Source organism: Bradyrhizobium tunisiense (assembly GCF_042263385.1).
Lineage (GTDB): Bacteria > Pseudomonadota > Alphaproteobacteria > Rhizobiales > Xanthobacteraceae > Bradyrhizobium > Bradyrhizobium tunisiense.
Map to the genome: position 1 here is coordinate 288,423 of NZ_JBHLEV010000003.1, position 22,233 is coordinate 310,655.

19 protein-coding genes are annotated in these 22,233 nt (G+C 64.2%); 8 read left to right on the plus strand and 11 right to left on the minus strand.

Annotated elements, in window-relative coordinates:
* Positions 1 to 105: 105 nt before the first annotated feature.
* Positions 106 to 1,917: a translation elongation factor 4 gene (lepA, locus tag ACFDR6_RS14600; protein WP_212079668.1), complete on the minus strand. Its 1,812-nt coding sequence runs from the start codon at positions 1,915 to 1,917 to the stop codon at positions 106 to 108.
* Between the two features lie 114 nt (positions 1,918 to 2,031).
* On the opposite strand from lepA, the gene ACFDR6_RS14605 reads away from it, so the two are divergent.
* Positions 2,032 to 3,657 carry a glycosyltransferase family 39 protein gene (locus ACFDR6_RS14605; RefSeq protein WP_375858710.1) on the plus strand — a complete coding sequence of 542 codons (1,626 nt, stop codon included), beginning with the start codon at positions 2,032 to 2,034 and terminating at the stop codon, positions 3,655 to 3,657.
* A 73-nt stretch (positions 3,658 to 3,730) separates the two neighbouring features.
* Here the strand turns inward: ACFDR6_RS14605 and ACFDR6_RS14610 are convergent, their stop codons facing one another.
* The 5 genes from ACFDR6_RS14610 to ACFDR6_RS14630 all read right to left on the minus strand — a co-directional run bounded on the left by ACFDR6_RS14610 (position 3,731) and on the right by ACFDR6_RS14630 (position 7,714).
* Positions 3,731 to 4,048: an HPr family phosphocarrier protein gene (locus tag ACFDR6_RS14610; protein ID WP_212079670.1), complete on the minus strand. Its 318-nt coding sequence runs from the start codon at positions 4,046 to 4,048 to the stop codon at positions 3,731 to 3,733.
* Complete coding sequence (locus ACFDR6_RS14615) at positions 4,045 to 4,446, minus strand: PTS sugar transporter subunit IIA (protein ID WP_007597752.1); 402 nt, start codon at positions 4,444 to 4,446, stop codon at positions 4,045 to 4,047. Before ACFDR6_RS14615 ends, ACFDR6_RS14610 begins: the two co-directional genes overlap by 4 nt.
* Before the next feature lie 133 nt (positions 4,447 to 4,579).
* Positions 4,580 to 5,104: an HPr kinase/phosphorylase gene (locus tag ACFDR6_RS14620; RefSeq protein WP_375858711.1), complete on the minus strand. Its 525-nt coding sequence runs from the start codon at positions 5,102 to 5,104 to the stop codon at positions 4,580 to 4,582.
* Positions 5,101 to 6,897 (minus strand): sensor histidine kinase, encoded by a 1,797-nt coding sequence (locus ACFDR6_RS14625; RefSeq protein ID WP_212079672.1) that lies wholly within the window; start codon positions 6,895 to 6,897, stop codon positions 5,101 to 5,103. The genes ACFDR6_RS14620 and ACFDR6_RS14625 overlap by 4 nt, the downstream gene beginning before the upstream one ends.
* A 115-nt stretch (positions 6,898 to 7,012) precedes the next feature.
* On the minus strand, positions 7,013 to 7,714 hold the full coding sequence (locus ACFDR6_RS14630) for a response regulator transcription factor (protein WP_008542552.1): 702 nt from the start codon (positions 7,712 to 7,714) through the stop codon (positions 7,013 to 7,015).
* A 241-nt stretch (positions 7,715 to 7,955) separates the two neighbouring features.
* Between ACFDR6_RS14630 and ACFDR6_RS14635 the strand changes: the two genes are divergently transcribed.
* The gene (locus ACFDR6_RS14635; protein ID WP_375858712.1) at positions 7,956 to 8,693 is read left to right on the plus strand and encodes a HugZ family pyridoxamine 5'-phosphate oxidase; all 738 of its coding nucleotides are present in this window, start codon (positions 7,956 to 7,958) and stop codon (positions 8,691 to 8,693) included.
* A 98-nt stretch (positions 8,694 to 8,791) separates the two neighbouring features.
* On the opposite strand, the gene ACFDR6_RS14640 is transcribed toward ACFDR6_RS14635, so the two are convergent.
* The gene (locus tag ACFDR6_RS14640) at positions 8,792 to 9,775 is read right to left on the minus strand and encodes an AraC family transcriptional regulator (protein ID WP_375858713.1); all 984 of its coding nucleotides are present in this window, start codon (positions 9,773 to 9,775) and stop codon (positions 8,792 to 8,794) included.
* A gap of 531 nt (positions 9,776 to 10,306) precedes the next feature.
* On the opposite strand from ACFDR6_RS14640, the gene ACFDR6_RS14645 reads away from it, so the two are divergent.
* The 3 genes from ACFDR6_RS14645 (at position 10,307) to ACFDR6_RS14655 (ending at position 15,447) form a co-directional block, all read left to right on the plus strand.
* Positions 10,307 to 10,498, plus strand: coding sequence for a hypothetical protein (locus ACFDR6_RS14645; protein WP_212079675.1), 192 nt, complete (start codon positions 10,307 to 10,309; stop codon positions 10,496 to 10,498).
* A 451-nt stretch (positions 10,499 to 10,949) separates the two neighbouring features.
* Positions 10,950 to 13,544 carry a CHAT domain-containing tetratricopeptide repeat protein gene (locus tag ACFDR6_RS14650; protein ID WP_375858714.1) on the plus strand — a complete coding sequence of 865 codons (2,595 nt, stop codon included), beginning with the start codon at positions 10,950 to 10,952 and terminating at the stop codon, positions 13,542 to 13,544.
* 286 nt (positions 13,545 to 13,830) lie between these two features.
* Positions 13,831 to 15,447, plus strand: coding sequence for a phosphoenolpyruvate carboxykinase (locus ACFDR6_RS14655; RefSeq protein ID WP_212079677.1), 1,617 nt, complete (start codon positions 13,831 to 13,833; stop codon positions 15,445 to 15,447).
* An 84-nt stretch (positions 15,448 to 15,531) separates the two neighbouring features.
* On the opposite strand, the gene ACFDR6_RS14660 is transcribed toward ACFDR6_RS14655, so the two are convergent.
* The 3 genes from ACFDR6_RS14660 to ACFDR6_RS14670 all read right to left on the minus strand — a co-directional run bounded on the left by ACFDR6_RS14660 (position 15,532) and on the right by ACFDR6_RS14670 (position 19,207).
* A complete protein-coding gene (locus ACFDR6_RS14660) occupies positions 15,532 to 16,347 on the minus strand; it encodes an acyl-CoA thioesterase (RefSeq protein ID WP_375858715.1) in 816 nt (271 codons plus the stop codon).
* A 157-nt stretch (positions 16,348 to 16,504) separates the two neighbouring features.
* On the minus strand, positions 16,505 to 19,021 hold the full coding sequence (locus ACFDR6_RS14665; RefSeq protein ID WP_375858716.1) for a glycogen/starch/alpha-glucan phosphorylase: 2,517 nt from the start codon (positions 19,019 to 19,021) through the stop codon (positions 16,505 to 16,507).
* Positions 19,022 to 19,057: 36 nt separating this feature from the next.
* On the minus strand, positions 19,058 to 19,207 hold the full coding sequence (locus ACFDR6_RS14670) for a hypothetical protein (protein WP_375858717.1): 150 nt from the start codon (positions 19,205 to 19,207) through the stop codon (positions 19,058 to 19,060).
* A gap of 20 nt (positions 19,208 to 19,227) precedes the next feature.
* On the opposite strand from ACFDR6_RS14670, the gene ACFDR6_RS14675 reads away from it, so the two are divergent.
* Complete coding sequence (locus tag ACFDR6_RS14675; RefSeq protein WP_212079680.1) at positions 19,228 to 19,461, plus strand: hypothetical protein; 234 nt, start codon at positions 19,228 to 19,230, stop codon at positions 19,459 to 19,461.
* 33 nt (positions 19,462 to 19,494) lie between these two features.
* Here ACFDR6_RS14675 and ACFDR6_RS14680 read toward each other — a convergent pair whose 3' ends face one another.
* Positions 19,495 to 20,358: a LysR family transcriptional regulator gene (locus ACFDR6_RS14680; RefSeq protein ID WP_317242124.1), complete on the minus strand. Its 864-nt coding sequence runs from the start codon at positions 20,356 to 20,358 to the stop codon at positions 19,495 to 19,497.
* A gap of 98 nt (positions 20,359 to 20,456) precedes the next feature.
* On the opposite strand from ACFDR6_RS14680, the gene ACFDR6_RS14685 reads away from it, so the two are divergent.
* Together ACFDR6_RS14685 and ACFDR6_RS14690 are read left to right on the plus strand one after the other, a co-directional pair.
* Positions 20,457 to 21,368 (plus strand): DMT family transporter, encoded by a 912-nt coding sequence (locus ACFDR6_RS14685; RefSeq protein WP_375858718.1) that lies wholly within the window; start codon positions 20,457 to 20,459, stop codon positions 21,366 to 21,368.
* Positions 21,369 to 21,380: 12 nt separating this feature from the next.
* The gene (locus ACFDR6_RS14690; RefSeq protein ID WP_375858719.1) at positions 21,381 to 22,154 is read left to right on the plus strand and encodes an MBL fold metallo-hydrolase; all 774 of its coding nucleotides are present in this window, start codon (positions 21,381 to 21,383) and stop codon (positions 22,152 to 22,154) included.
* Positions 22,155 to 22,233 lie beyond the last annotated feature (79 nt).

Below are 22,233 nucleotides of genomic sequence, written 5' to 3' on the forward strand. Positions count from 1 at the left end.
GGGGCGGCTACTGTGCATGGGGTTGTTTTCGCACTTTTGTTTTGCCGCCCGGAGGCCGCCTGTTTCCCGGCCCCGAAGACCGGGCCGGCCCTCCCAAGCCCCGCCTCAGCTATCCACCTTCAGCGCGGCAATGAAGGCTTCCTGCGGGATGTCGACCTTGCCGAACTGCCGCATCTTCTTCTTGCCTTCCTTCTGCTTCTCCAGAAGTTTTCGTTTACGCGTGATGTCGCCGCCGTAGCATTTTGCGGTGACGTCCTTGCGCAGCGCGCGCACCGTCTCGCGGGCGATCACCTTGCCGCCGATCGCCGCCTGGATCGGGATCTGGAACATGTGCGGCGGGATCAGCTCCTTCATCTTCTCGACCATGGCGCGGCCGCGCCCTTCCGCGCGGGTGCGGTGGACCAGCATCGAGAGCGCGTCGACCGGCTCGTTGTTGACCAGGATCTGCATCTTGACGAGATCGGCCGGCTTGTAGTCGGTCAGATGATAGTCGAACGAGGCGTAGCCCTTGGAAACCGATTTCAGGCGGTCGTAGAAATCGAACACCACCTCGTTCAGCGGCAGATCGTATTTCACCATCGCGCGGGCGCCGACGTAAGTCAGCTCCTTCTGCGAGCCGCGGCGGTCCTGGCACAGCTTCAGGACGCTGCCGAGATATTCGTCGGGGGTGAGGATCGTGGCCTCGATCCAGGGCTCCTGGATCTCTGCGATCTTGACCACGTCGGGCATGTCGACGGGATTGTGGATCTCGAGCTCGCTGCCGTCGGTGAGCTTCATCTTGTAGATGACGCTCGGCGCGGTCGCGATCAGATTGAGATCGAACTCGCGCGACAGCCGCTCCTGGATGATCTCGAGGTGCAGCAGGCCGAGGAAGCCGCAGCGGAAGCCGAAGCCGAGTGCGGCCGAGGTCTCCATCTCGAACGAGAAGCTGGCGTCGTTGAGGCGCAGCTTGCCCATGGCGCCGCGCAGCGTCTCGAAATCGTCGGCGTCGACCGGAAACAGGCCGCAGAACACCACGGGGATCGCCGGCTTGAAGCCCGGCAGCATTTCGGTGACCGGCTTCCTGTCGTCGGTGATGGTGTCGCCGACGCGGGTGTCGGCGACTTCCTTGATCGCGGCGGTGATGAAGCCGATCTCGCCGGGGCCGAGCTCGTCGACCTGTGTCATCTTCGGCGTGAAGAATCCGACACGCTCGACGTCATAGGCCGCGCCCGTGCCCATCATGCGCACGCGGCTGCCCTTCTTCATGACGCCGTCGACGACGCGAATGAGAACGACGACGCCGAGATAGACGTCATACCAGCTGTCGACCAGCAGCGCCTTGAGCGTCGCGTCGCGGTCGCCCTTCGGCGGCGGCAGGCGGGTGACGATGGCCTCCAGCACGTCGGGGACGCCGAGGCCGGTCTTGGCCGAGATCATCACCGCGTCGGAGGCGTCGATGCCGATGACGTCCTCGATCTGCTGCTTGATCTTCTCGGGTTCGGCGGCGGGAAGGTCGACCTTGTTCAGGACCGGGACGATCTCGTGATTGTTGTCGAGCGCCTGGTAGACGTTGGCGAGCGTCTGCGCCTCGACGCCCTGGCTGGCGTCGACCACCAGGAGGGAACCTTCGCACGCTGCCAGCGACCGCGAGACTTCGTAGGCGAAGTCGACATGGCCGGGCGTGTCCATCAGGTTGAAGATGTAGTCCTTGCCGTCCTTGGCGCGGTACTGGAGGCGCACCGTCTGCGCCTTGATGGTGATGCCGCGCTCGCGCTCGATGTCCATGGAATCGAGCACCTGCTCCTTGCCCGCCATCTCGCGGTCGGAGAGGCCGCCCGTCATCTGGATCAGGCGGTCGGCCAGCGTCGATTTGCCATGGTCGATATGGGCGACGATGGAGAAATTGCGGATGTTCGAAATGGGGACGGTCGTCATGGGCGCGGGATACCACTCACATCCCCGTGCGGCAACCATATTGCTGTATTTTCAGGGCCTTTGTTCACGCCAAGCTGATTCCACGGCGGGACGAAACGCGCTACGCAAGCCCCCATGTCGACCACGTCTCTTCCCACCCATAGGGCGCGCACGAAGACCCGCCTGAGCTTCAACCGCTTCCGGGCCTGGCTGGTTGCCTGCGCGGTCCGCCCTGAGGCGAGATTGTGGCTGGTGATCCAGCTCGCGATCCTGCATGCGGTGCTCTGGACCCTCATCCTGATCAATCTCAAGGCCGCGCAGGACGTTCACATGGACGTCGCAGAGGCCTATGGCTGGGGCCAGAAATTCCTCTGGGGCTACGGCAAGCACCCGCCGCTGTCGGGCTGGGTCGCCGGCCTCTGGTTCACGGTGTTCCCGGCGGCGGACTGGGCGACCTATGCGCTGGCGATGGCGACCGTCGGCGTCGGCATGGTGATCTGCTGGCTCCTCGCGCTGCGCGTGGTGGATGCGCGCCGCGCGTTCCTGGTCGTGGTGATGATCGCGCTCTACCCGATCTTCAATTTCAAGGGCTTCAAGTACAATCCGGACCTGCTTCAGCTCGTCACGCTGCCGCTGCTCGTGCTTGCTTATCTCAACGCCTTCGAGAAGCGGAGCTGGCAGTCAGGCGTCTTGCTCGGTCTCGCCGGCGCGCTGGCGCTGATGACCAAATATTGGGTGCTGACCATGATCGGCGCCGTCGGCATGGCGGCGCTGATCCATCCCGAGCGGCTGAAATTCGTCGCGTCGCCGGCGCCATGGGTGGCGATCGCGACGATGGTGGTGGCGATGATCCCGCACATCGTCTGGCTGGCGGATGCGCATTTCGTGCCGCTGACCTATGCCGGCGATACCTACAGCCTCCAGGACGCGAGCCAGGTGCATCAGCTCGTCGCCGGCTACATGCTGCATAATCTGGGGCTGCTGGCCTTGCCGGTGGTGCTGGCCGGGCTCGCGATGGCGCTGGTGCCGCCTTGGTTCACACTGCTGCTGCGCGCGCCATTGCGCATCGTCACGCGCGCCTGGGCGCGCGGCGCCAATTCGGGCGTCAATCTTTCTCAGGCGCTGAACGTGTGGACGATCCAGATGATCGTCGCGGTCGGCCCGCCGCTCGGCGCGCTCGTCTTCAGCATCTACATGAAAACGGATTGGGGCATCTCGCTGTTCTTCCTGGTGCCCCTGGCGCTGGTCGCGATTCCCGCATTGCGGGTGCAGAGCGCGAGCCTGTTCAATATCGCCGCGATCTGGTTCGTGCTCAGCGCCGCGACGCTCGCCGGCTCGCCCTGGATCGCCGCGCGCGAGATGGGCGCCAATGCCGGCAACACCGCGACCTATGGCGCGCGTTCGGATCTGGCGCGCGAATTGACCCAGGCCTGGCACGCCCGCTTCGCCTCGCGCTGGGCGGTCGTCGTCGGGTCGATGGAGACGATTCAGCCGATGGTATTCTACAGCCCCGATCATCCGAGCCCGTTCACGCCGAACGAAGCCTGGGCGTCCGGGCTGACCTCGCTCGACGACGTCAAGCGATACGGGTTCATCGGCGTGTTCGATGCGACCGACGAACGCCTGCCCAAGTTCGAGAAATGGGTCTCCGAAACCGCGCCGAACGCCGAGCGCATCGTGATGACCACACGCCGCTTTGCCCACGGCAAGCCCGGCCCGGCGATGGTCTGGAACGTCTACATCGCGCCGCCGGGGAAGTGACCGAAGGTCATTCCGGGACGATGCGCAGCAAGGGCCTGGTGCTTTCGCGCCATCCCGGAATGACGCGGAGAATCTAAACCCCTTCCTCGTTGAACTTGCTTTCAACGAGCTCCGTGATCGCCGCGAGCGCGGCTTCCGCTTCCGCGCCGGACGCCGCGACGGTGATCGTGGTACCCGGTCCGGCCGCGAGCATCATCAGGCCCATGATCGAGGTACCGCCGACGGTCTCGCCGCCGCGCGTCACCCAGACCTGCGCGTCGAAGCGTTCGACCGCCTGGACGAATTTCGCCGAGGCCCGCGCATGCAGGCCGCGCTTGTTGATGATCAGGAGATCCTTGGAGATCGCGCCCGCGGGCACGCCTGTCCCCGCTTGTGGCGCCTCCTCGCTCATTTGCCGGCGAGCACCCGGCTGGCGATGGTGACGTATTTGCGGCCAGCTTCCTGGGCCATCGCGATCGCGTCCGGCAGCGGACGCTCCTCGCGCACCTTGGCGAGCTTCACCAGCATGGGAAGGTTGATGCCCGCGAGCACTTCGACCTTGGGCCGGCTCATGCAGGATATTGCGAGGTTCGACGGTGTGCCGCCGAACATGTCGGTGAGGATCGCAACGCCGTCGCCGGAATCGACGCGGTTAACCGCCTCGATGATGTCGCTTCGACAAAGATCGGAATCGTCTTCGGCACCGATCGTGATCGCTTCGATTTGCTTTTGTGGGCCCATGACATGCTCAAGCGCTGCCTTGAATTCGTCGGCAAGGCGCCCGTGGGTCACAAGTACTAGACCAATCATCGGAAAACTCCTCGCGGGCGCTTTTGGTGCACCGCACGAACGCGCCACTTTGACCATCCAGAGCCCCTGCGCAAGAGGGGATGTTGCGTATCTCCCTGAATCTAGACGGATGGATGAGGGGAGCTGCGCCGGTCTATTCGGTCGCGATAGTGGGGTTCATATGGTTACCATTTCCCTTCAAACAATCGCCCGAAGGGTTAACGGAAGATGAACTCTTGGTAGTGGTCAAGGCCGCGACAACTAAAGGGAGCGGTGAATAGCCGCGTCCAACCGGGATTCGCGGTATTTCGACACCGAAAATGCTTGTTTTCAGGGAATCGGCCGGCGGCAGGCGTTCCGCGTCGGCGGCGTCCAGATCGACCACGAGACCGACGGTCGCATGCTCCACGTAGTCGCACCGGCGGATCCCCAAGCCGCGGATCTCGATCAGGCCCGCCAGGCGAGAAGCGGCGCGGACCTCAATTTCATCGCCGACTGTCGCCAGATGGACACGGTCATCCCCGACCAGAACGGCCCTTTCGACCACCCCGGCGCGGCCCGCCATGATCAAATCGAAGGCAAGGCGCGACTTGCCGGAGCCTGAGGGCCCGCGGATCAGCACCGCCAGAGGCCCGACCTTGACCGCGGAGGCGTGAACGCTGGGCCCGCCGTCGCTCATAGCGCCGGCAGCCTCACGACGAAGCGCGCGCCTGATACGGTCGGAACGCCCTCGTCATCCGGTGGGCCTGCGCGGTTCTCGGCCCAGATGCGTCCGCCATGCGCGTCGATGATCTGCTTGGAGATCGACAGGCCGAGGCCGGAGTTCTGGCCAAAGCCCTGATGCGGACGATCGGTGTAGAAGCGCTCGAAGATGCGCTCCAGCGCGTCGTCGCGAATGCCGGGGCCGTCGTCGTCGACCACGATCTCGATCTCTCCGCGGACGCGGCGGCAAATGAGACGTACCTTGCTGCCGGCTTCCGAGAAGGATTGTGCGTTGGAGAGCAGGTTGGAGACCACCTGCCCGAGCCGTGAATCGTGACCGGTCACGGCGAACGTGTCGGACGCGCTGCGGCCTTCGAAGCGCATCTCGACCGCGACGTCGTGGCCGAGCTTGGTTTCATTGGCGACGGAGACCAGCGTCGTCAGCAGGCGGCGCAGGTCGACCGGGATCGCGTCCTGGCGCTGCAATTCGGCATCGAGGCGGCTGGCGTCGGAGATGTCGGAGATGAGCCGGTCGAGCCGCTTGACGTCGTGCTCGATCACCTCGAGCAGACGCGCGCGGCTGTTCTCGTTGCGCGCCAGCGGCAGCGTCTCGACCGCCGAGCGCAGCGAGGTCAGCGGGTTCTTCAGCTCATGCGCGACGTCCGCAGCGAACATCTCGATCGCCTCGATGCGGCTGTAGAGCGCGCTGGTCATGTCGCGCAGCGCGCCGGAGAGGTGGCCGATTTCGTCGCGGCGGCGGGTGAAATCCGGGATCTCGATGCGGGCCTTGATGCGGCGGCGGACGCGCTCGGCGCTGTCGGCGAGCCGGCGCACGGGACCCGCGATCGTGCTCGCGAGCAGCAGCGACAGCATGATCATGACGGCGGCCGCGACGCCGCCGACCTTCAGGATGGCGAGGCGCTCGGCGGTGACCATCTGGTCGATGTCGTCGCCCTGCGTCGAGAGCATCAAGGCGCCGCGGATGGCGCGCGAGCGCAGCACGGGGACCGCGACCGAGACGATCACCTCGCCGCGTGCATTGACCCGCACCATCGAGCGCTTCTGGCCCTGGAGCGCATCGCCCACCTCCGCATAGCCGTTGCCGTTCTCGGGGCCGAGCTCGCGGTAGAGCGGCAGGTCGCCGCGATTGAGCCAGGTGCGCACCGCGACCATGCCGCGCTCGACGATGCCGGGCTTCTCGGCCGGCGGCGGCAGATTGTAGCGCAGCACGTTCTCGAGATTGCGGCTGTCGACCAGCAGGCTGCCGTTCGGATCGTAGATGCGGGCACGCGTCTTGGTCGGCGAGATCAGCGTGCGCAGCACCGGGGCCACGCGCTCCGGATTGATCGGGAAGTCCAGCGGCGAATATTCGTCCGGGCCGCCATAGGTCTCGCCCGGCTTGAGGTCGAGCAGCCGGTCGGGGTCGATGGTGATGGCGTTGGTCTGCACGGTGGCGGAGGCCGCGATCGCGCCGGCGATGATCTCGGCCTGAACCAGGAGGCTCTGCGCCCGCGCGTCGATCAGGCCGGCGCGGAATTGCGACAGATACAGGATGCTCGCGACCAGCGCGACGAGACCGGCGAGGTTGAGCGAGACGATGCGGCGGGTCAGGCTGGAGAAGGACAGCGCGAAGAAGAACTGCCCGGCGCGCGTCAGCCAGTTCAGCGGCCGAAAGCCCTGCCGCTTGTCTTCGGCGACGTGCTCCTGAACGCCGTCGGACGTGGCATCCCCGGCGCTCTGGTTCGAATCAGGCTGCGTTCGGTCAAGCAATGCTTACGCCCGCGTTAGGACGGCTCGTCGAGAAGGTCCCCGCATCCTAGAGCCATCCCGGTCCCGATGGAATCAGAACCGGCGATGCCCTCAGTCTTTCGTGAAGCTATGAGCCTCAGGCTTCCTTGAAACGGTAGCCGACGCCGTAGAGCGTCTCGATCATCTCGAACTCGTTGTCGACCACCTTGAACTTCTTGCGAAGCCGCTTGATGTGGCTGTCGATGGTGCGGTCGTCGACATAGACCTGGTCGTCGTAGGCGGCATCCATCAGCGCGTTGCGGCTCTTCACCACGCCGGGCCGGGTCGCCAGCGCCTGCAGGATCAGGAATTCGGTGACGGTCAGCGTGACCGGCTCGTTCTTCCAGGTGCAGGTATGCCGCTCCGGATCCATGCGCAAAAGGCCGCGGTCGAGCGCCTTGGCATCGTTCTCCTTCGGCGCGACGGTCGGGTCCTTCGGCGCCGAGCGGCGCAGCACTGCCTTGACGCGCTCGACCAGAAGGCGCTGCGAGAACGGTTTGCGGATGAAGTCGTCGGCGCCCATCTTGAGGCCGAACAGTTCGTCGATCTCTTCGTCCTTGGAGGTCAGGAAGATCACCGGCAGGTCGGACTTCTGCCTGAGACGGCGCAACGTCTCCATGCCGTCCATGCGCGGCATCTTGATGTCGAGGATGGCGAGGTCAGGCTGGGTGGTGCGGAAACCGTCGAGCGCGGAGGCGCCGTCGGTGTAGGTCATGATGCGGTAGCCTTCGGCTTCCAGCGCGATCGAGACGGATGTGAGAATGTTGCGGTCGTCGTCGACCAAAGCGATTGTGGGCATGAGCCTCTGCTTTCTGCTTTCCGTTTGGGTCGTGGCTTGAAACGGCGAGCAATCCACTGATGCGCCGCATACATGGGTGCCGAAATCGGCATTCGAACCTTGTCACCGAGCAATGCAAGCTGGGCTGAAGTGTGACCAAGTTCCACGAAACACGGCAGATTCGCCGCATGTCGACCCATAACCGGGCCCTCGTTTACCCGAAAAAAGGCCCTCCTTGCAACCACCTGAACCGAGAAAGCCGATGCAACTGACCCCTGATTTCGACCCCGGAAGGCTCGCAAAATCCCTGCTGCGTCGATCACGGCAGGGGGCGCTGGCAACTCTCATGGCCGGCAGCGGCGATCCCTATTGTTCCCTGGTCAATCTGGCCAGCCATCCCGATGGCTCGCCGATTTTGCTGATCTCGGGCCTCGCCGTGCATACCAAGAACATCCTGGCGGACAGCCGGGTCTCGCTCATGCTGGACGAGCGGGCGGCCGGCGATCCCTTGGAAGGCGCCCGGATCATGCTGTCGGGCCGGGCAGAACAGGACGACGCCGAGAAGGAGTTGCTCCAGCGGCGCTATCTCAATGCCCATCCTTCGGCCGAAGGCTTTGTTTCCTTTAAGGATTTCTCGTTCTTTCGGATCCGTCCCACGGGAACCCATCTGGTGGCCGGCTTCGGCCGGATCGTCGATCTCAAGCCCGAGCGGTTCCTCACGGACCTCACCGGCGCCGAGGACCTCCTGGCCGCGGAGGAGGGGGCTGTCGCGCATATGAACGCCGACCATCGCGACGCCCTGAGCCTCTATGCGACGAAGCTCCTGGGTGCGGCCGAAGGCGACTGGCGCTGTACCGGCTGCGATCCGGAAGGTCTCGACATGCAGGACGGCCAGACCGCGCTGCGGCTGGATTTCCCGGAGCGGGTCACCGACGGCACGTCGCTGCGCAAGATGCTGGTTCGTCTCGCTGGCGAAGCGCGCAGCAAGGTGGACGATTAGGGCGTGTATTCCCGAAATCGAGGTCGGCTCTGAGCGCCGAGCGGAAGTTTTCTGATCGGTTAGGGCGGGACTTGCTGACCCGGTGCGGATGAGCCGCTCTATTTCAAGCGCCGTCCACGCGCGAGAACCTCCGAGGGAAGTTCTCCGAACATATTCCGGAAGTCGTTGGCGAAATGACCTAAATTGGCAAAGCCGCATTTGAAGGCGATTTGGGAGACGGAGGTTCTTGGATTTCCTTCCAGGAGCATTTGCCTGGCACGTCGGAGCCGAACGGACTTTGCAAACTGCATCGGCGAATATCCGCGATACTTCTTGAAAGCTGCGTAGAGGCTGCGAATGCTGGTGTTCGTTTGTGACGCCAACTCCTCGATGACAACAGCACGAGCCCAATTAGCTTCGATGTATTCTTCGGCCGAGCGGACTATGAGAGGCGCAGGCTCCGTGGCGGGGCTCTCCAATAGTTCGGTGTAGTTGTGTTTCTGAGCCGAGAGAAACGTCATGATCAGCGCTTGCTCGAGTTCGATCAGCGTCGGTCTAGGTAACTGCGCTGCCGTTGAATTGAGCTGGTCAGCCAAGAACATTGTGAGCTGGCGCAACAGATGAGCTGCAGGCTGCTTCAGCGGCGCGATGGGGTCAAACAACAGTTCCCCACGAGGTGGTACTCCCAAAAGTGCTGTTAACGCCTTCTCCAGCGCACTCGTCTTGATGCGGAGGATCAGCTGCTCGAACCCGCCTTCGAAGATGATGGTGGCGGGCTGCCCTGGCGGGGTAATGCCGGAATGCTGCTCGTCCACGGGCAGCGTCGTGGCGCCTAGAACGACTCCCGCTTTCCCCTTGAGGCCAACTTGTAGTCTTGCAAAATCGCCCTCGGGAAAATCGACGACCGTTCTGGCAGCATATCCACAAAAGCCGAGCCCGATGTGAGGCAATACCAGATAATTCGCTACTCCTTCGAAATCGATTGAATCCGTGACATCAAATCCGGTTGCCCCATAGACCGTGCGCAGCGCGTCTCTCATCTCTTCCGGGTTGCGTGTGCGGACGACCGGAGAGCGGCTGAGCGGGTGATCCATTTCATCCATTTAAAAACTGCTGAAGCAGAATAATGCATTTGGCACTGATCTGGATCAAGACATGCTTCGATGCCGGAATTGAGTAGTGTTTGCAGAATTTGGCCATGAGAAATCGTTGTGCCGGCACGACAGGTGAGACATGCTGCCGCAATCGATGGCGGTGCTCACTACAAGATCCGACTTGGAATCGTGACGAGTCCTGCCAAAGGCGCTGCCTGCGTTCGCAGCGGTGACTAGGAATGCCACCAATATCGTTGAGATAACTAAACCGGACAGCTTTCAATCACGTAATTATACTACTTTCTTTCGTCCGTTGGCAGCTGGCTATGGCCGCCGCCCATGGCTTCCCCAAGCTGCACCGAACGAAAACTGACCGTCGCATGTCCGGCGGTCCATTTCTCTCTCGGATTCAGCAGGCAATTGCTCAATGAGTGCCTGACGCTGCGAAACTTGAGCACACTTTGCAGGGTTCGATCTTGGGTGACTGTTCGCATACGGCGCGAACCAGATTAGCGTCTTATGGTCCGAAGGAGAAATGAGGTGAGCCATCCGATAAGCGATGCCTTCCTGACCACTCAGAACGTCAAACGCTTCAGAGAACTCTTGAGCAAGGAAAGGCGTCCGGAAAGGCGCAGCGAAATACTCGACTTGCTTGCAGCAGAACTGGCCAAGCTTCCCGAACCTTCACAACGGGTCGAATTGATCAGGACGGCGAAGTATCTGGTAACGTGACGGGACATCTCGGTTTAGCCATGCACAACGTCATTCAATTTCCAGCGGCACGTCCTCGGCCCGATTTGGAAGGAGATGTTCGGCGCGCCATACTCCTTCTCGAGGTCTCCATTCTTCGGACTGCCAGCTTGATCGCGACCTGCCCTGCGAGCGAACGGAAGCTTGAATTCGATGGGAAGCTTCTAGATCTGCAAGCCAAGCTCGAACACCTGCGCGGTCTGGCTCGAAGCACCTTTGCTGAAACCCGCCGTTGAAGGTGATTCCGTTTTTGGGCCCATCCGCGACCTCCGGCGACGACCGGCTTTGTACCGCTGTTGACGGGGACGGACACCCGGGGGCGCCCAAACCAAGCGCCGAATTATGAGTACCCCTGGAACGCAACGCTTTGAACGCCGCGCCCCATCGCTGCGACCCAAGACGGTAGGTCTTGAGGCTCGCAGCGAGAGGGTTCATGGCGCGTCGTCGTTTGGCATTGGCTGCGGGGCTGGCGCTCGCGATCAATGCGTCCTTTGCCGTGCCCGGTCTTGCCCAGAAGGGCGATCTGTCGGCGCAGAGCGCGCGCGTCACCGCGCTCCGGGGCGCAGGCAAATATTCAGAGGCGCTGCCGCTGGCGCAGGCCATGGTGGCCTCGCTCGAGAAGACCGGCAACAATCGCGACCTGGCCGCCGCGCTCAATAATCTCGCGCAGATCCACGCCGACCAGGGCCACGACGATCAGGCCGAGCCGCTCTACACGCGCGCCATCGCGCTGATGGAGAAGGGGACCGGTCAGGGCAGCGTCGAGATCGCGCCGCTCCTCAATAATCTGGCGGCGCTCTATCAGCGGCAGAGCCGCTTCACCGAGGCCGAGCCGCTGTTCAAGCGTGCGCTTGCCGTTCGCGAGCAGGGGCTGTCGCGCGAGCATCCCGACGTCGGCCAGGCCCTCAACAATCTCGCCACGCATTATGTGAAACAGCAGCGTCATGCCGACGCCGAGCCGCTGTTCCGGCGCGCGCTCGCGATCTATCAGAAGGCGGCCGGGCCCGAGCATCCCGCGGTCGCCACCGTCCTGAACAACATCGGTCAGGTCGATCGCGACCTCAACCGCGACGTGAATGCCGAGGTGCCGATCAAGCGTTCGCTCGCCATCCGCGAAAAGGTGTTGGGACCGGATCATCCCGACGTGGCGCGTTCGCTGAACAATCTCGCCGGGCTCTACGAGCACCAGCAGCGCCATGCCGAGGCCGAGCCGCTCTATCGCCGCGCCCTCTCGATCCGTGAGCGTGCGCTCGGACCCGGTCATCCCGATGTCGCGACCTCGACCAGCAATCTCGCCTATTTCCTTCAGGTGTCGGGCCGGACCGCAGACGCTTTGCCCTTCGCGCAGAGGACGCTTGCCGGCGATCGCGCGCAGCTGCGTGTCGTGCTGCCGGTCCTGTTCGCTGCGCGGCAGCAGGCGCTGCTGGCGGGCGACAAGGCGCTTGACGACGCGCTTGGCGCTGTTCAGCGCGGCACGCAATCTTCCGCCGCCTCCGCCGTGAACAAGCTCGCGGTGCGGCTGGCCGCCGGCAGCGACCGGCTTGCCGAGTTGGTGCGCCGGGACCAGGATCTCACGGCTGAAGCCGAGGCGCTCGACAAGGCGATCATCGCCGCCGTGTCGAAGCAGTCGGCCCAGCGGGACGCCGCGGCCGAGCAGCGCAGCCGCGCGCGGATTGCAACGATAGCGAACGAGCGTGCAGGCTTGCAGAAGACGCTGGCCGTCGAATTTCCCGATTACGCCTCGCTCTCCAACCCGCTGCCATTGGCCGTGAAGGATATCCAGCCGCTGCTGTCCGCCGACGAGGCGATGGTGATCTATTCCGTCGTCGACAAGCAGAGCTATGTCATCGCGATCACGCGCGAGGGCGCCGAGTGGAAGGAGATTTCGCTCGGTGCGGACGCGATGGCACGGAAGGTGGCGGCTTTCCGCAGGGGGCTGGACGTCGGCAAGGCGCGCGATGCCTCCGGCAAGTCGGGACTGTTCGACCTCGCGTTCGCAAACGAGCTCTATGTCGCGCTGCTCGGCCCGGTTGAGGCGTTGACGAAGGACAAGCGCAACCTGTTGGTGGTGCCGTCGGCGGCCCTGACCGCGTTGCCGTTTCATCTATTGGTGACGGAGAGGCCGCAGGCTGCGATCCCGGACAGGCTCGAGGGCTATCGCGACGCTGCCTGGCTGCTCCGGCGTCAGGCCGTCTCGGTGCTGCTGTCGGTGATCAGCCTGAAATCGCTGCGTGCCTTCGCGCGCAGGGATCAAGGCACGAAGCCGATGACCGGCTTCGGTGATCCCGTCTTCAACCCCGCAGCCGAAGGCCCCGCCGACCGTCGCGCTGCCGGTGGCAAGGTCGCCGCGCGCAGCATCGCGACGATCGCCTATACCGATTTCTGGCGCGGCGCCGGCGTCGACCGCGCGCGGCTGGCGCAGGCGCTGCCGCAACTGCCCGATACCGCCGACGAGCTGAACGCCGTGGCGAGGGACGTCGGCGCCACCGATGCCGACATCCATCTCGGGCGCGATGCCAGCGAAACGACGCTGAAGCGTGCAGCGCTTGCTCAATACGGCATCATCTACTTCGCCACCCACGGCCTCGTTGCCGGCGACGTCAAGGGACTGGGTGAGCCCTCGCTTGCGCTGTCCATTCCCGAGCGGCCGTCGGAGTTCGACGACGGTCTTCTGACCGCGAGCGAGGTGGCCCAGCTCAAGCTCAACGCCGATTGGGTGGTGCTGTCCGCCTGCAACACCATCGCCGGCGACAAGCCAGGCGCCGAGGCGCTGTCGGGATTGGCGCGCTCGTTCTTCTACGCAGGCGCCCGCGCGCTCCTGGTCTCGCATTGGGCCGTGGATTCGGAAGCCGCCACCCGCTTGACCACATCGACGTTCGAACTGCTCAAGAACGAACCAAGGATCGGTCGTGCCCAAGCCTTGCGCCGCGCGATGTTGACCTTTGTCGATGACACCTCGTCGCCACGCAACGCCTACCCCGCGATGTGGGGGCCGTTCGCGCTGATCGGCGAAGGTGAGGTAAGATAAGAAGCTACGGCGGGATTGTGCGTCGCAATAACCTGACGTAACGCGCAAACACGCGTTTGGTTGCGCGATCATTTGTGATTTCTTGACGCATGCGCTCAAGGCAGACATGCGCGACGTTTGGCGCGGTCCTTGAATAAACCAAATCCTGCGGGATCAGCTTGGCAACGCCAGCGTTCATCATTATTAGGTCGTTCAGCCGAGGCCGAATGGCCCATTCATCACGGTGACCGCGATGGCGTCCAACCATGGTCGCGCTGAGTGTCGCGGGTTCTAGGAGGATTTTTTCGTGCAAGAGACGGGCGTGCGCAACGGTGCCTTCGGCGCCGACAAATTCGGCTTAAAGAATCTCAAGCAGGTTCACTGGAACCTCGGTGCGCCGCAACTCTATCAATACTCGCTCGCTGCGGGCGAGGCGGTGCTGTCCGCTGACGGCGCGCTCTGCGCCGACACCGGCGAGTTCACCGGGCGCAGCCCGAAGGACAAATTCACGGTGCGTGACGCCACCACCGACAAGAAAATGTGGTGGGCCGGCAACCAGTCCATCACCGCAGAGCAGTTCGAGACGCTCTATCAGGACTTCCTCAAGCACGCCGAAGGCAAGAAGCTGTTCGCGCAGGACCTCTACGGCGGTGCCGATCCTGCCTACCGGATCAAGACGCGCGTCTTCACCGAGCTCGCCTGGCACTCGCTGTTCATCCGCACGCTGCTGATCCGTCCCGAGGCGATCGAGCTGCCGACCTTCGTGCCGGAGCTCACCATCATCGACATGCCGAGCTTCCGCGCCGATCCCAAACGTCATGGCTGCCGGTCGGAAAACGTCGTCGCGATCGATTTCGCCCGCAAGATCGTCCTGATCGGCGGGTCTTATTATGCCGGCGAGATGAAGAAGTCGGTCTTCACCACGCTGAACTATTATCTGCCCGAGCGCGGCGTGATGCCGATGCACTGCTCGGCCAATGTCGGCGCCAAGGGCGACGCGGCAATCTTCTTCGGCCTGTCGGGCACCGGCAAGACCACGCTGTCGGCCGATCCCAACCGCACGCTGATCGGCGACGACGAGCACGGCTGGGGCCCGAATGGCGTCTTCAATTTCGAGGGCGGCTGCTACGCCAAGTGCATCAAGCTCTCGCAGGAAGCCGAGCCGGAGATCTACGCGGCCTCGACGCGCTTCGGCGCGGTGCTTGAGAATTGCGTGCTCGACGAGGACACCCGCGTGGTGGATTTCGACGACGGCTCCAAGACCGAGAACACGCGCTCCGCGTATCCGCTCGAGTTCATCCCGAACGCCTCGCGCACCGGCCGCGCGCCGCAGCCGAAGAACGTGGTGATGCTCGCCGCCGACGCCTTCGGCGTACTGCCGCCGATCGCAAAGCTCACGCCGGCGCAGGCGATGTATCACTTCCTGTCCGGCTACACCGCCAAGGTCGCCGGCACCGAGCGCGGTCTCGGCAACGAGCCGCAGCCGGAATTCTCGACCTGCTTCGGCTCGCCCTTCCTGCCGCTCGATCCATCCGTCTACGGCAACATGCTGCGTGACCTCATTGCCCAGCACAATGTCGATTGCTGGCTGGTCAACACCGGATGGACCGGCGGCAAGTACGGTGTCGGCTCGCGCATGCCGATCAAGGTGACGCGCGCACTGCTCACCGCCGCGCTCGACGGCTCGCTTCGCAACGTCGAATTCCGCACCGACAAATATTTCGGCTTCGCGGTCCCGACCGCGCTGCCCGGCGTGCCCGCCGAGATCCTCAACCCGGTCAACACCTGGAAGGACAAGGACGAGTTCGACAAGACCGCCCGCGCCCTGGTCGGCATGTTCCAGAAGAACTTCGCAAAGTTCGAAGCCCAGGTCGACGCCGAGGTGCGCGCGGCCGCGCCGGACGTGAAGCTCGCGGCGGAGTGATCGCTCCGTCTTCAATGCAAAAGGGCGGCCGCGAGGCCGCCCTTTTTTCTTACCTTCTCCCACAAGAGGAATGGGTAAGAACAGCTACGCCTTGAAATACGCGATCTGCGTGCTCGTCGCGAGCAGCCGTCCGTTCGGCGACCACAGCTCGGCGTTCTGGTCACCATAGCTCTTGTGGAAGATCTTTGCGTCCGCCGTCGCCAGCACGCGCGTGATGTCTTCGCTCGCGAGCGCCTCGCTGTCGGTGTGGAAATACGTCGTGAGCGACACCGTGCCGAACGGCACCAGCGCGCGCCGGGCGTGGAAGACGCGGCCGAAAAAGGCGTCCGACATCGCCATCAGCGACAGCATGTCGAGCTTGCGCGGCGTGCGGTCGCTGATCCAGAGCTTCGAATAGGTGCCGGCAGGCTCGGATTGCTGTGGGCCGATCCGCATCTCGCCCTCGACGAAGCGGAACTCATACTGATTGGCCCAGGACGCCGCGATCTTCGGGAACGGCAGTGTCTCTTCGAACGGCCTCGCGTCCGGGCACTTCGCCACGCTGTGCTGCCAGGACGGCCGGCGCTCGGCGAACACGGCGGTGGCGAGCGTTGCGACCTCGCCGCCGCCTTGGCTGAGCTCGACGCTCCAGTGCTGGCTGGAGCGATTGGCCTTCACCAGCCGCACGTCCAGATCGAACGGGCCCTTCGCGATTGGCGCGCAGTAATTGACGGTCAGCGCCAGTGGATCGCCGGCGCGTTGCGGATGATCGATCAGCGCGCGCAAAATCGTCGCGGCGGTGGCGCCGCCGAACGGGCCGACGAAGGCCCAGTAATCGTCGCTGGTGTGCCCCTGCCAGCTGGAGTCGCCGGCAGTGACGCGCGTGACGTCGTCGAAGGGGTGCGGGAGCTTGGCGTGCATTTTCATTTCCGTCTGTCGTTCCGGAGCATCGAACCCGGAAGCTCGAGATTCCGGGTTCGGCTCTGCGAGCCGCCCCGGAATGACGGTCGTCATATCGCAGTCATTGCGTCGTTGCGCAATTACCCAAGGCGTAACGCCACTTCCACGCTGCGGAAAATCAGCCTGCGACGTCGCGCAAATTCGGCAGCTGCGGCGTGGTCGGATTGACCGGCACGTTCCAGATCTCCTCCGCGTATTCGCGGATGGTGCGGTCCGAGGAGAACCACGCCATGCGCGCGACGTTGAGGATGGAGGCGCGGGTCCATGCCGGCGAGACCAGCCAGCGCGCATCGACGCTGCGCTGCGCCTCGTAATAGGAATCGAAATCGGCGCTGACCATGTAATGGTCGAGATAGCGCAGCGCGTGCGCGATGGATTCGAAGCGGCCGGGATCGCCGGGCGAGAATTCGCCGGCGCCGATCGCATTGATGGCGCGCTGCAGCTTCGGCGAACTGCGGATCACGTCGGAGGCGTCGAGCCCCTGCTTGCGGCGGATCATCACGTCGCCGGCCTCCATGCCGAAGATCGCGATGTTCTCGGCGCCGACATGGTCGCGGATCTCGATATTGGCGCCGTCGAGCGTGCCGATGGTGATGGCGCCGTTGAGCGCCAGCTTCATGTTGCCGGTGCCGGAGGCTTCCATGCCGGCGGTCGAGATCTGCTCGGAAAGGTCGGCCGCTGGAATGATCACCTCGGCCAGGCTGACATTGTAGTCGGGCAGGAACACGACCTTGAGCTTGCCGCCGATCGCCGGATCGTTGTTGACGGCTTCCGCGACGTCGTTGATCAGCTTGATGATCAGCTTGGCGTATTTGTAGCTCGCCGCGGCCTTGCCGGCGAAGATCTTCACCCGCGGCACCCAGTTGCCGTTGGGGTCGTCCTTGATCGCCTGGTACAGCGCGACCGTCTCGATGACGTTGAGGAGCTGGCGCTTGTATTCGTGGATACGCTTGATCTGCACGTCGAACAGCGCGGTCGGGTCGACCTTGATGCCGAGCCGCTCGCCGATCAGGCGCGCCAGCGCGGTCTTGTTGTGGAGCTTGACGGCGCGGAATTTCTTCTGGAATTCGACGTCGCTGGCGCGCGCTTCGATCAGCGAGAGCTGGGTCGGGTCGTCGAGCACGGCCTCGCCGCAGGTCTCGCGCAACAGATCGGTCAGCTTCGGGTTCGCCAGCATCAGCCAGCGGCGGAAGGTGATGCCGTTGGTCTTGTTGGTGATGCGGCCGGGATAGAGATGGTTGAGGTCGTGGAAAACGGTCTCGCGCATCAGGTCCGAATGCATCCCCGAGACGCCGTTGATGCGGTGCGAGCCGACGAAGGCAAGCTGGCCCATGCGCACGCGGCGACCGCTCTTCTCGTCGATCAGCGAGACCGAGGCGCGGAAGTCGATGTCGCCGGGGCAGCGCGCCTCGGCGAGCGCCAGATGCTGCACGTTGATGCGGTAGATGATCTCCAGATGCCGCGGCAACAGCCGCTCGAACAGCTCGACCGGCCAGGTCTCCAGCGCCTCGGGCAGCAGCGTGTGGTTGGTGTAGGAGAGCGTGGCGACCGTGATCTTCCAGGCCTCGTCCCAGCGGAAATTGTGGAGGTCGACGAGGATGCGCATCAGCTCGGTGACGGCGAGGCTCGGATGGGTGTCGTTGAGCTGCACCGCGACCTTGGACGACAGGCTGCGGAGCTGGCCGTCGGAGGAAAGATGCCTTTTCACCAGATCCTGAAGCGAGGCCGACACGAAGAAATATTCCTGACGCAGCCGCAGCTCGCGGCCCGCCGGGCTCTCGTCGTTCGGATAGAGGAATTTGCAGATCGCCTCGGCGCGCGACTGCTCGGCGCTGGCGCTGACGTAGTCGCCCTTGTTGAAGGCATCCAGCTTGAGCGGATCGGGTGAGCGCGCCGACCACAGGCGGAGCGCGTTGACGTGCTGGCCGCGCCAGCCGACGATCGGCGTGTCATAGGCGATCGCCTGCACGGTCTCGGCCGGATGCCAGATCGCGCGGTCGCGGCCCTTGTCGTCGACATGCTCGACGCCGCCGCCGAAATTGATGTCGTAGATCACTTCGGGCCGCTGCAATTCCCAAGGGTTGCCGAAGCTCAGCCATTCGTCCGGATATTCCTGCTGCCAGCCCTGGTTGATGATCTGGCGGAACAGGCCGTAATCGTAGCGGATGCCGTAGCCGATCGCGGGGATCGACAGCGTCGCCATGCTCTCCATGAAGCAGGCTGCGAGCCGCCCGAGGCCCCCATTGCCGAGCGCGGCGTCCGGTTCGCATTTGCGCAGCTCCGGCAGCGAGACGCCGAGATCGCCGAGCGCGACCTCGAAGATCTTCAAAAGGCCCATATTGTTGAGCGCGTCGCTGAAGAGGCGTCCGATCAGGAATTCGAGCGAGAGATAATAGACGCGCTTGCGGCCTGCGTCGTAGCTGTGCTTCTCCGCGGTGAGCCAGCGATGCACGATGCGGTCGCGCAGCGTGAGCGCAGCGGCCAGATACCAATCGTGCCTGGTTGCCATGCCGGCATCCTTGCCGATGGCAAGGCGCAACTTCGCCAGGATCGCGCCCTTGATCTCAGCCAGCGCGAGTTCGTCGATGGGCTGCGTGGAGGCGGGAAAACTGGGCTGGAACGATTGATCTTGCAAAGCCGTCACTTCCTGGTCGAAAGAACACTACTCACCCTACGCGTCCTGCCCCTGCACCGGAATCGTCACCGGCGCGGCCGTGCACTGCGCTGGCGTCAATTTATGCAAGGAATGGGCCGCTTTGGGAACCCGGACGAGCACGGAGAAACCGGGATTCGGTGCTAGATTGCGGATCAATTCAGCCATCAGTGTGGAGGAACATCCTCATGAGACTGCTGATCGAAATCGCCGCGGCGGCCCTGCTCGTCGTCTGCATCAGCGCCTCCAGTGCCGCGTTTGCCGCCGGCAAGCCCGGGCGCAGCGCCGACGGCCTGAGCTGCGGCTTCACGGTCCCGCAGAATGCATCGCCCGCGGCCCGCTGCGCCGCCATCAAGCGCCAATGCGGCGGCAAGTTTCATGCGAGTGCGTGCGGCGACAGGCTGATGTCCGCGGCGAATTGAGCGGCGGTGGCCATCGCGCGGCGCAAGCCGGCGTCAAGCCGCCTTGGCCTGCACCGCATCGCAAAACTCGGCGAGACGACCCGCAAGCCGCAGCGTTGCCGGGCTCGCGTCCGGCGAAGCCATCAGCGCGACCTCGGTCTTGTCGATCGGCGCAAAACCATCCTTCGCCGTCAGCACGCGGTGGTCGGACTGGATCGACATCTCCGACAGGATGCTGAGGCCCATGCCGGCGGCCACCGCGGCCTGGATGCCGGAGAGGCTCGATGAGGAATAGGCCATGTGCCAGGCGCGGCCGGCGCTTTCCAGCGCGTGAATGGCGCCGGCACGGTAGAGACAGCCGGTCGGAAAGCCGATCAGCGGTACGGACGCCGCGTGGACATCGACCGGATGGTTCTTGCTGGTGACCCAGTGCACCCGCTCCGGCCACACCGCGATGGCGCCGTTCTCGCCGGCCGCACGCTTGAACAGCGCGAGGTCGAGCTCGCCGCGCTCGAGATCGCGCGCAAGGTGCTTGCTCTGGTCGGCGCGCACGTCGAGCCGCAGGCCCGGATGCGAGCGCGAGAACGCGCCCAGCAATTTGGTCAGCCGGTATGCCGCGAAATCCTCGGGAATTCCGAGCCGGATCGCACCTTCGCCATCAGGCTGGCGCAGCACGTCGCGCGCCTCCTCGGCCAGAGAGAGCAGCCGTCGCGCATAAGAGAGCAGCCGCTCGCCGGCCTCGGTCGGGCGCACGTTTTTGCCGTCGCGATGCAGCAGCACCTGGCCGACGTCTTCCTCCAGCCGCTTGATCTGCTGGCTCACGGTCGATTGCGTGCGATGGACGCGCTCGCCGGCGCGGGTGAAGCCGCCGGCCTCCACCACCGAGACGAAGCTGCGCAGCAGCTCGAGATCGAGCATGGCCGCCTCCATTCGAAATGCCACTGGATCTGAGTTAATCATTTAATTTCCAAATGACAAGCGGCCTCCCTAGATCGAGGTTTCAGGAGAATGCCCGCATGTCGCTCGCCCCCTCGATGTCGGTTCCCGGCCGCCGTTTCAACACGCTGCCGCTTGCCATCGGACTGTTCTGCCTGCTCTGGAGCTACGCCTTCGTCGCCGGCAAGATCGGTGTCACCCATTGTCCGCCGCTGATCTTGCTTGCCGCGCGCTTCTCGCTCGCGGGCATCTTGATCCTGGGCGCCACGCTGCTCCGCGGCGAGACCTGGTCGCTATCCTGGCGCGATGCGGTGATCTTCGCCGTGCTCGGCATCGCAAACAACGCGCTCTATCTCGGCCTCGGCTACACGGGCCTGCAATCCGTCTCCGCCGGCCTCGGCGGCCTGATCGTGTCGGCCAATCCGGTCTTCACCGCGGCGCTGGCGGCCTTGCTGCTTGGCGAAAGCATGACCTGGCGCAAGGCAAGCGGATTGCTGCTCGGCATCATCGGCGTGACCGCGATCGTCTGGCATCGCCTGTCGGTGGGCACGGATTCCCTGCACGGCATCGCCTTCACGCTGGCTTCTCTGGCCTCGCTCGTCGCCGGCACGATCCTGTTCAAGCTGCTCGCGCCGAAGGGCTCCCTGTGGATCGGCAACGGCGTGCAAAATCTCGCTGCCGGCGTCGTGTTGACGCCGGTCGCGCTGACCTTCGCCGACATTCACGCGATCGATTTCACGCCGGGCCTGATCGGCGCCTTTGCATTCCTCGTGCTGGGCGGCTCGATCCTGGCCTACTGGCTCTGGTTTCATCTCCTGAAAGTGTGCGGCGCGACCGCCGCCAGCGCTTATCATTTCCTGATGCCGCCGCTCGGCATGCTGTTCGCGTATCTCGTGCTCGGCGAGCACGTCGAGGCCCGCGACCTCCTCGGCATCATCCCGGTCGCGCTCGGCATCTATCTCGTGACGCGGCCGGCGAGGCCCGTCTCGTAACAGGAGTTCATCATGCCCATTTCCATCACCCTGATCGGCGGCCCCACTGCGCTGATCGAGATCGATGGCTTCCGCCTCCTCACCGATCCGACCTTCGATGCGCCCGGCGCCTACCAGCTCCCGCATGTGAAGCTGGAGAAGACCATCGGCCCCGCGTTGAAGCCCGATGCGATCGGCCTGGTCGATGCCGTGCTGCTCAGCCATGACCAGCATTCGGACAATCTCGACAATTCCGGCCGCGACTATCTCCATAAGGTCAAGCGCGTGCTGACGACGGAAGCGGGCGCAAAGCGCCTCGGCGGCCATGTCGAGGGCCTTGCGCCCTGGGCGACCTCGCATCTGAAGGATCGCGACGGCAACACGCTGACCATCACCGCAACGCCGGCGCGCCATGGCCCGGCCGGCATCGAGCCGCTGTCGGGCGACGTGATCGGCTTTGTGGTGTCCTCGAGCCGCAAGGACACGATTTCGGTCTATATCAGCGGCGACACCACCTGGTTCGACGGCGTCGCTGAAGTCGCGCGCCGCTTCAAATGCGGCGTGGTGCTGCCCTTCGCCGGCGCTGCGCAGACGCGCGGGCCGTTCCATCTCACCATGGATACCAACGACACCATCGAGACCGCGCGCGCCTTTCCTAATGCGATGATCGTGCCGGTGCACACTGAAGGCTGGGCGCATTTCCGCCAGAACAGCGAGGATCTGCGCAAGACGTTCGACGCGCTCGGTTTCGGACCACGGCTGCGCCTGCTGGAGCCGGGCGTGCCGACGGTGGTCGAGGCGCCGTGAGGGTCGTCATTCCGGGGCGACGCGAAGCGTCGAGCCCGGAATCCATCGGGCCACCAACTCCGCGGATAAATGGATTCTC

Coding starts and splice junctions, on each gene's coding strand:
- lepA (WP_212079668.1), bottom strand. CDS start 1,917: ATGACGACCGTCCCCATTTCGAACATCCGCAATTTCTCCATCGTCGCC.
- ACFDR6_RS14605 (WP_375858710.1), top strand. CDS start 2,032: ATGTCGACCACGTCTCTTCCCACCCATAGGGCGCGCACGAAGACCCGC.
- ACFDR6_RS14610 (WP_212079670.1), bottom strand. CDS start 4,048: ATGAGCGAGGAGGCGCCACAAGCGGGGACAGGCGTGCCCGCGGGCGCG.
- ACFDR6_RS14615 (WP_007597752.1), bottom strand. CDS start 4,446: ATGATTGGTCTAGTACTTGTGACCCACGGGCGCCTTGCCGACGAATTC.
- ACFDR6_RS14620 (WP_375858711.1), bottom strand. CDS start 5,104: ATGAGCGACGGCGGGCCCAGCGTTCACGCCTCCGCGGTCAAGGTCGGG.
- ACFDR6_RS14630 (WP_008542552.1), bottom strand. CDS start 7,714: ATGCCCACAATCGCTTTGGTCGACGACGACCGCAACATTCTCACATCC.
- ACFDR6_RS14635 (WP_375858712.1), top strand. CDS start 7,956: ATGCAACTGACCCCTGATTTCGACCCCGGAAGGCTCGCAAAATCCCTG.
- ACFDR6_RS14640 (WP_375858713.1), bottom strand. CDS start 9,775: ATGGATGAAATGGATCACCCGCTCAGCCGCTCTCCGGTCGTCCGCACA.
- ACFDR6_RS14650 (WP_375858714.1), top strand. CDS start 10,950: ATGGCGCGTCGTCGTTTGGCATTGGCTGCGGGGCTGGCGCTCGCGATC.
- ACFDR6_RS14660 (WP_375858715.1), bottom strand. CDS start 16,347: ATGCACGCCAAGCTCCCGCACCCCTTCGACGACGTCACGCGCGTCACT.
- ACFDR6_RS14670 (WP_375858717.1), bottom strand. CDS start 19,207: ATGGCTGAATTGATCCGCAATCTAGCACCGAATCCCGGTTTCTCCGTG.
- ACFDR6_RS14675 (WP_212079680.1), top strand. CDS start 19,228: ATGAGACTGCTGATCGAAATCGCCGCGGCGGCCCTGCTCGTCGTCTGC.
- ACFDR6_RS14680 (WP_317242124.1), bottom strand. CDS start 20,358: ATGCTCGATCTCGAGCTGCTGCGCAGCTTCGTCTCGGTGGTGGAGGCC.
- ACFDR6_RS14685 (WP_375858718.1), top strand. CDS start 20,457: ATGTCGCTCGCCCCCTCGATGTCGGTTCCCGGCCGCCGTTTCAACACG.
- ACFDR6_RS14690 (WP_375858719.1), top strand. CDS start 21,381: ATGCCCATTTCCATCACCCTGATCGGCGGCCCCACTGCGCTGATCGAG.